At 70.1% G+C, this 7790-nt stretch carries 6 protein-coding genes and 1 pseudogene; 4 read left to right on the top strand and 3 right to left on the bottom strand.

All coding sequences use genetic code 11. From position 1 onward, the window contains the following. Positions 1 to 394: 394 nt before the first annotated feature. Positions 395 to 1006: pseudogene (locus ASG80_RS07330) on the top strand (IS3 family transposase); the annotation flags it as partial. Between the two features lie 61 nt (positions 1007 to 1067). On the opposite strand, the gene ASG80_RS07325 reads toward ASG80_RS07330, so the two are convergent. Together ASG80_RS07325 and ASG80_RS07320 are read right to left on the bottom strand one after the other, a co-directional pair. Next, complete coding sequence (locus tag ASG80_RS07325; protein WP_056729512.1) at positions 1068 to 1844, bottom strand: ABC transporter ATP-binding protein; 777 nt, start codon at positions 1842 to 1844, stop codon at positions 1068 to 1070. After that, positions 1844 to 2659: an ABC transporter permease gene (locus ASG80_RS07320; RefSeq protein ID WP_056729529.1), complete on the bottom strand. Its 816-nt coding sequence runs from the start codon at positions 2657 to 2659 to the stop codon at positions 1844 to 1846. Before ASG80_RS07320 ends, ASG80_RS07325 begins: the two co-directional genes overlap by 1 nt. An 82-nt stretch (positions 2660 to 2741) precedes the next feature. Between ASG80_RS07320 and ASG80_RS07315 the strand changes: the two genes are divergently transcribed. After that, positions 2742 to 3278, top strand: coding sequence for an ECF transporter S component (locus tag ASG80_RS07315; RefSeq protein ID WP_056729511.1), 537 nt, complete (start codon positions 2742 to 2744; stop codon positions 3276 to 3278). Between the two features lie 72 nt (positions 3279 to 3350). Here ASG80_RS07315 and ASG80_RS07310 read toward each other — a convergent pair whose 3' ends face one another. Continuing rightward, on the bottom strand, positions 3351 to 4043 hold the full coding sequence (locus ASG80_RS07310; RefSeq protein WP_056729510.1) for an NTP transferase domain-containing protein: 693 nt from the start codon (positions 4041 to 4043) through the stop codon (positions 3351 to 3353). Between the two features lie 1370 nt (positions 4044 to 5413). Between ASG80_RS07310 and ASG80_RS07305 the strand changes: the two genes are divergently transcribed. Beyond that, the gene (locus ASG80_RS07305; protein ID WP_369816232.1) at positions 5414 to 6229 is read left to right on the top strand and encodes an ABC transporter ATP-binding protein; all 816 of its coding nucleotides are present in this window, start codon (positions 5414 to 5416) and stop codon (positions 6227 to 6229) included. Further along, positions 6205 to 7779 carry a hypothetical protein gene (locus ASG80_RS07300; protein WP_056729509.1) on the top strand — a complete coding sequence of 525 codons (1575 nt, stop codon included), beginning with the start codon at positions 6205 to 6207 and terminating at the stop codon, positions 7777 to 7779. The genes ASG80_RS07305 and ASG80_RS07300 overlap by 25 nt, the downstream gene beginning before the upstream one ends. Positions 7780 to 7790: the final 11 nt, after the last annotated feature.

Genomic DNA, 7790 nt, shown 5'->3' with positions numbered 1-7790 from the left:
CATCAACCGGGAGTACGGCGGGGCGCCCTCCAAGTAGTAGAGGTCGTCGATCAGCCCGTCGAGCGGCGGACCGGGCGCCCTGGACACGTACTCCACGCGCACAATAATATCGCCGACGCCCCGCCGGCATCGCGCGCCGGGATGGTCCAGCCGCGCTGCCGCCAGCATCGAGCCGGCGCCGATCCCGGACGAGCGCCCGGCTGCGGACATTTGCGTGGGTTACGCGTGCTGCGTGAGCGATGGAGAATTTCTCGGCCCTCCAGTGTCGCCCTCCGGGGGGAGGCGCTAAAGGGGCCTGACCCTGGTTCTTGGACACGCTGAATCCAGCACCTGCTGGGGAAGCGAGATGATCCAGAACCATGGCCCGCAAGGACTACTCCGAGGAGTCTCGCCGAAGTTCGGTGCCGATCACTCCACCACCTTCGAGGTGAAGCGGCTGTGCGAGCTCGTCGAGATCGAGCGTTCGTCCTACTACGCATGGCAGGCAGCTGCCCCGGCCCGAGAGGCTCGTGCGGCTGCTGATGCCGCGCTGGCCGAGCGGATCCGAGCCGTCCATGAGGAGGACAAAACCTGTGGTGCTCCTCGGATCACCGCCGAACTCAACGACGGCAAGGCTGCCGGGGAGCGGGTCAACCACAAGCGGGTCGCTCGGGTGATGCGTGAGCACGGCATCCGCGGCTACATCAAGCGGCGGCGGGTCCGCACGACGATCCCCGAGCCCTCGGGGCAGAAGGTGCCCGACCTGCTCGGGCGGGACTTCACCGCCGAAGGGCCGAACCAGCGCTACGTCGGGGATATCACCTACCTGCCGCTGGCCGACGGTACGAACCTGTACCTGGCCACCGTCATCGCCGCGGCCGCGACCCGCGGGAGCTTGGCCGGGGCGATCTTCCACTCCGACCACGGGTCGGTCTACACGAGCAAGGACTACGCCAAGCTCTGCGCCGAACTGGGCGTGACCCAGTCGATGGGGGCAGTCGGGTCCAGCGCCGACAACGCGCTCGCAGCGCACTGCGATCCGGTTGACCGAACCCCGCCGCGGCGGCCCCGAGTTCGCCTGCTCGGTCCTACTTGAGGGTGCCGTGCTCGGCGTTGTAGCGCTCGAGCACGTCGTCGATCGGCGCGTCGAGCACGAGCGCGCCCTTGTCGAGATAGAGGCCGCGGGTGCAGAAGCGGCGAAGGTCGCGCTCGTTGTGCGAGACGAAGAAGAGCGTGCGCCCGCCCGCGAGGAGCTCCTCGATGCGCCGGTAGCACTTCTCGCGGAACGCCTTGTCGCCGACGGCGAGCACCTCGTCGACGAGGATGATCGGCTCCTCGAGCTGCGAGATGACGGCGAACGCGATGCGCACCTTCATGCCGCTCGACAGGTGCTTGTAGGGCGTGTCGAGGAAGTCGCCGATGTCGGCGAATTCGAGGATCTCGTCGAACTTCTCGTCGATCTGCGCTCGCGTCATGCCGTGCAGGCCCGCGGTGAGGTACACGTTGTCGCGCACCGTGAGGTCGTCGACGAACCCGCCGGTGATCTCGATGAGCGGGGCGACCCCGCCGGTCACCTCGACGGTGCCCTCGTCGGCGACCATCACGCCGGCGACGAGCTTCAGCAGCGTCGACTTGCCCTGTCCGTTGCGTCCCACCACGCCGATCGCCTCGCCGGGGCGCACGTCGATCGACACGTTCCGGAGTGCCCAGAACTCGTTGGGGCGCGTGCGGCGGCGGCGACCGGCGAGCAGGTCCTTGAAGGACCGACGTCCGCGCCGGTTGCGCCGGAAGCGGATGCCGAGTCCCTCGACGCGGATCGCATGGGTCTCGGTCGCAGCGAGGGCGGCGGCTGCGGCATCCGTCATCAGATCTCCTTCAGCACCTGGCGCACGCTGCCTCGGAACACGAGGAGCCCGACAGCGAGCAGGGCGATCGACATGGCGGCGGCGATGACGACGTTGAACCAGTCCAGCTCGTCGGGGAAGAAGGCGGCGCGGTAGAGCCCGAAGATGCCGGTCAGCGGGTTGAAGGCCGCCCAGACGTGCAGTTCGCTCGGCAGGTTGGAGACGCCGTAGATGATCGGCGACGCGTAGAACAGGAACCGGAGGATGAGCTTCACCGCCCGCTCGAGGTCGCGGAAGAACACCACGAGCGGGGCGACGATGAGCGCGACACCGGCGGTGAGGATGGCCTGCAGGAGGATCGCGAGGGGGAACAGGGCCAGTTCCCAGCCCACCTCGGCGCGGAACACGATCGCGAACAGCGCCAGCACCGGCAGCGAAAGCAGGAACTCGATGCCCTTCGAGAGCACGATGCGATTCACCCAGATCGTGCGCGGGATCATCGTGGAGCGCACGAGCTTCGCGTCCTTCAGGAACGCCCGTGTCGAGTCGGAGATCGCGCCGGTGAACCACATCCAGGGCAGCAGCGCAGAGAGCAGGAACACGATGTACGGCTCGGTGCCGACCGGCCGCTGGAAGACCTGGGTGAACACGAACCAGTAGATGCCCGCCATCACCAGCGGGTCGAGCACCGACCACACGTAGCCGAGCGCCGACGTCGAGTAGCGCACCTTCAGGTCGCGCGTCGTGAGGAGCCAGAGGGAGTGTCGATATCGGAGCCACGGCGTCCGCTGCAGCGGATGCGCGTCGCCGGCACTCCCGACGGATACTGCGCTCATCACGCTCTCATCGTAGATGCCCGTCGGCTGTAGGTTTGATGCATGCGGGCGGCGCGTGCCGCGCCCGGTCGGAAGGAGCATCGTGCACCGCACCAGTACCCGCGTCCTGCTGAGCTGCGCCGCCATCGGGGTCGGCGGCGGTCTCGTGGCAGGGGCGTCGGGTTACCTCGCTGCGGCGTTCGCCGCCTTCGGTCCGCTGTTGTACGGCATCACCGCGGGCACGCACTTCCTGCCGAGCGTGGTCGCGCTTGCGCTCCTGAAGCGTCCCGGCACCGCCGTGCTGGCCGGTGTGATCGCCGGGCTCGTCGGCGCCGCATTCGCGCCCTGGTGGATCGGCCGCTTCGTCGGCACGGGCCTGCTCGTGGGCGCGCTCATCGAACTGCCGTTCCTCATCACCCGCTACACGCGCTGGGATGCGTGGATATTCTACGCGTCAGCCGCGTTCGCCGGGTTGGTGCTTGCCATCGCCGTGTTCATCGGGCTGGGCGCCGAGCACTACGCCTGGTGGGCCTGGGCGATCGCCCTGCCGCTCTGGGTTGCGAGTCCCGTGCTGTTCACCTGGGTCGGCCGCGTCATCGCGACCAGGCTGGCGAAAGCGGGCGTCGCGCAGTCGGCGTGAGTCCCTGAAAAGCGCGAGACGCGAAGAGCGGATGCCGCGAGGCATCCGCTCTCCACTGCTGTGGTGCGCCGGTCACACGAAGTGGTTCGCACGCTCCAGGTCTTCGGCGAAGTCGACCTCGACCGCGTACAGGTCGGAGATGTCCATCGGCTCGACGAGCATGCCGTTCTTCTCGATCGCGAGCTCGATGCCGCGCTCGAAGTAGTCCTGGTCGCCGACGCGCGCGAGGTGCGCGAGGAGGGCGGCCTTGTCTCGACTCGACACGTAGTTGATGCCCACCGCCTCGCCGAGGCCGCCCTTGACCGTCTTCGAGAGCCCCTTGATGTAGCCCTCAGGAGTCGTGGTGTACTTCACCTCTTCGTCGGACACCTTCGCGGTGTTGACGGTCACGAAGGACTGGTCGCGTGCGATGAACGGCAGCGCGCGGTCGAGGATGCGCGGGTCGAACACGACGTCGCCGTTCATCCACAGCACGCCGCCCGCCTGCGACGCCGCGAGGGCGCGCATGAGGCTCTTCGACGTGTTGGTCTGGTCGTACTCCTCGTTGTAGACGAAGGACGCGTGGGGGAACGCCTCGATGATGTGCTCGAGCTTGTAGCCGACGACGATCGTCACGTTGGCGTTGGCTCCGAACGCATGCTCGATGTTGTCGAACTGCTGGCGCATGATGGTGCGGCCGTCGCTGAGCTCGGTGAGGGGCTTGGGGAGGGATCGCCCGAGCCGGCTCCCCATGCCGGCCGCGAGAATCACGATCTGGGTGGTCACTGCATCTCCTTCGGTGGGTCGGATGCCCCGGGCGCTCGTCGCCGAGCGTTCGCCCGAAGTTCACCCGGAAGTTCACATGTGGACACGCCGTTATGCCGGATTACAGGATATCGATCGCCGCCTCCCGGCGCCTCGAACGATGGACGGTCGTAGTGGGATCGTGATGCGCCGTTCAGGGAACGCACAGGTTTCAGCATCTTCGGGGGACGTCGTGCCTTCGTTCGGAGGGGAGTGGTTGGTAGGTTGTCTGGGTGACTTCCGTTTCGCGCTCAGAATACGACGACGAAGCTCCCGAAGGCACCGGCACGGGGGTGTCCGCCGATCGGGGGACGTCGAGGGCGCCGCGCGCTCCACGCGGGTCGGTGAGCCGCGTGCAGACGGCTGCCGGTGAATCGGCCGAGGGTGCGTCGGCCGCGGTGCCGGGCGACGGCGACGCTGGGGACTCGGCCGCGACGAAGCCGGCCGCGACGAAGCCGACCGCGTCGAAGACCGCGGCCGGGGGCGCGAAGCCGCGCACGCCGAGGTCGACGGCGTCGAAGACCGCCGCGTCGAAGACCGCCGCGTCGAAGGCGGCGCCGTCCGCGTCGTCGAAGCCCACCGCGTCCGAGTCGGATGCGGCGTCCACGGCGGACGGGGAGCCAGCGCAGCCGGCGACCTCGAAGCGCACGGCGGCGTCGCGCGCCGCGTCGTCGAAGGCCGCGAGTGCACGCGAAGAGGCCGCGAAGACCTCCCGCGTCGCACGGACGTCGGCCGCCTCGGCTACGCCGGCCTCACGCAGTCGTGCCGCCGCGGCCGCGACCACGAAGCGCCAGTCGCAGCGCGTCGCCGCCGCGCTCACCACCGAGACCACCGCGGCCGAGCGCGCGAGCCGCAAGCCGGAGCTGGCAGCGCCTGCTCGGTCGGCAGGGCCGACCGCGACGGACGAGGTCGATGAGACCACTCGCGAGCGGCCCCTGGAGCCTGGCGCGGGTGCCGCGGCCGCGCGAGCCGCCGCAGCCGTCGCAGCGGCCGCGATCGCCGACGACGCCATCGCCGAACCCCCTTCCACGGCGTCACATGCGGGCGTCGATGCATCCGTCACTGCTGCGTCCGGCGCCGCCGCATCGACCGTCGGCGACCCGGCTACCGCCGCCGAAGCCGACGCCGTCAGCGCCACCGCCGATCCCGTGGACCCCGTGATCGAGGCGGAGGCCGGTGCGCCCGTCGAGGATCCGCCTGCCACGATCACGCTCGACGAGGCACTGGCCGACGCCGCGGGTGTCGAGGTGGCCGGGGCCGAGGTGGCCGGGGCCGAGGTCGTCACCGAGCCCGAGGCAGCCGATGCCGCGGGCGACCAAGCCGTCGTGGTGATCCCCGCCCCCCGCAAGCCCGTGCAGCGCAAGAAGCGCACCATCCGGGTCGCTCGGCCGGCGCCTGCGCCCGATGCGCCGCGCGTGCTCGCGATCCAGGGGCTCGTGAAGCGCTTCGGCGACAACACCGCCGTCGACGGCATCTCCCTCGACATTCGGGCCGGCTCCTTCTACGGCATCGTCGGGCCGAACGGCGCGGGCAAGACCACGACGCTCTCGATGGTCACCGGCCTGCTGCGCCCCGATGCCGGCACCGTGCGCATCAACGACGTCGACGCCTGGGCCGACCCGCGCGCGGCCAAGCGCGCGACCGGCGCGCTCCCCGACCGGCTCCGCCTCTTCGACCGCCTCACGGGCGCACAGCTGCTCTACTACTCCGGCGCGCTCCGCGGACTCGACCAGCGCACCGTGCGCGAGCGCAGCACCGACCTCATCGCCGCGTTCGGGCTCGAGGACGCCGTCGACCGCCTTGTCGCGGACTACTCGGCCGGCATGACGAAGAAGATCGCGCTGGCGTGCGCGATGATCCATGCGCCGCGGCTCCTCGTGCTCGACGAGCCGTTCGAATCCGTCGACCCCGTCTCGGCCGCGAACCTCACCGACATCCTCGAGCGCTTCGTGGCCGGCGGCGGAACCGTGCTGCTGTCCAGCCACGGCATGGACCTCATTGAGCGCGTCTGCGACTCCGCGGCGATCATCGTCGGCGGCCGGGTGCTGGCCTCCGGCACGCTCGACGAGGTGCGCGCCGGGCAGGCTCTCGAAGAACGCTTCGTCGAGCTCGCCGGCGGACGCAAGGCAGCGGAAGGCATGGAATGGTTGCACAGTTTCTCCGATTGAAACTGCGCCTGCTCGGGAACATCTTCCGGCGGAGCCCCTGGCAGGTCGTCGGCATCGTGCTCGGGCTCGTCTACGGGCTGGGGATCGCCGCGCTGCTGTTCATGACCCTCGTCGGTCTGCGGTTCGTCGGTGACGTCGAGCTCATCCGGGACGTGTTCATCGTCGCGGGTGCCGCGACGATGATCGGCTTCGTCATCTTCCCGCTGGCGTTCGGTGTCGACGACACGATGGACCCTCGCCGGTTCGCGCTCTTCGGGTTGCCCGCCCGAACGCTCGCCTTCGGCCTCGCGGTCGCGGCGACGATCGGGATCCCGGCGTTCGTGCTCGCGATCGTGCTGGCCGGCACCGTGGTCACCTGGTCGCGCGGTGCCGGCGAGTCGCTCATCGCCCTCATGTCGGCAGCCCTGGCGTTCGGCACGTGCCTGCTGCTCGCTCGCGTCGCGACCGGCCTCGCGTCGGTGCTGCTCTCCACGCGCCGCGCGCGCGAGGCGAGCGGAGTGCTCGGCGTGCTGCTCATCGTGCTGCTGTCGCCGGTGATCGTGGTGCTCGTCACGCTCGACTGGGCCAACTCCGGCCTGCGCGTGCTGGAGTCGATCGCCGGCGCGCTCGGCTGGACGCCGCTCGGCGCGGCGTTCGCGGCGCCCGGCGACGCGGCGGCGGGGGACTGGGGCATCGCGATCCTGAAGTTCGGCGTGGCGGTCCTCACGCTCTGGGCGATCTGGCTGGCCTGGCAGCGGCTCGTGGCCAGGATGCTCGAGACGCCCGGCCGCGAGGCATCCGCGAAGAGCTATCGCGGCCTCGGCTGGTTCGATCGGATGCCGCACAACGCCACGGGCGCGGTGGCCGCGCGGAGCCTCACCTACTGGTTCCGCGACGCGCGGTACTGGGTGTCGATCATCATGGTTCCCATCGTGCCCGTGCTCGTGATCGTGCCCCTCGGCATCGCCGGCATCCCGCTCTCGTACACCGCGCTCATCCCCGTGCCGCTCATGTGCCTGCTGCTCGGCTGGTCGCTGCACAATGACACCGCCTACGACAACACGGCCGTGTGGTTGCACGTCGTCTCGGGCGTGCGTGGCGCCGCCGACCGCGCGGGACGACTGGTGCCAGTGCTCATCGCAGGGTTGCTCGTCATCGGGCTCGGCAGCGCCGTGACCGTGTTCGTGCTCGACGACTGGCGGCTGCTGCCCTCCCTCGTCGGCGTCAGCACCGCCCTGCTCCTCGGCGGACTGGGTGTGGGCTCGATCACCTCGGCCAGGTTCCCGTACCCCGCCGTGAAGCCGGGCGACAGCCCGTTCCAGCAGCCCCAGTCCACGGGTGCGGTCACCGCACTCGTGCAGTCGATCACGATGCTCGGTTCGCTGCTCGTCGCGGCACCCGCCATCGCGTTCGCCGCGCTCGGGCTGCTCCAGGACCCGGGGTGGCATGCTGTGGCGTTCGCCGCGGGGGTCGGTCTCGGCGTCGCGGTGCTGGCGCTGGGCGTCTCGGTCGGCGGCCGGGTCTTCGACCGGCGGGGGCCCGAGATCGTCGGCGCCGCGCTGCGCGCATAGGTGCGCACCGG

It is taken from the genome of Agromyces sp. Soil535, assembly GCF_001428255.1.
Lineage (GTDB): Bacteria > Actinomycetota > Actinomycetes > Actinomycetales > Microbacteriaceae > Agromyces.
This window is presented reverse-complemented; position numbering and strand designations above follow the sequence as displayed.

What these genes read in the sequence shown, in the direction of transcription:
- ASG80_RS07325 (WP_056729512.1), bottom strand. Translation starts at nt 1,844, where the DNA reads ATGACGGATGCCGCAGCCGCCGCCCTCGCTGCGACCGAGACCCATGCG.
- ASG80_RS07300 (WP_056729509.1), top strand. Translation starts at nt 6,205, where the DNA reads ATGGTTGCACAGTTTCTCCGATTGAAACTGCGCCTGCTCGGGAACATC.
- ASG80_RS07320 (WP_056729529.1), bottom strand. Translation starts at nt 2,659, where the DNA reads ATGAGCGCAGTATCCGTCGGGAGTGCCGGCGACGCGCATCCGCTGCAG.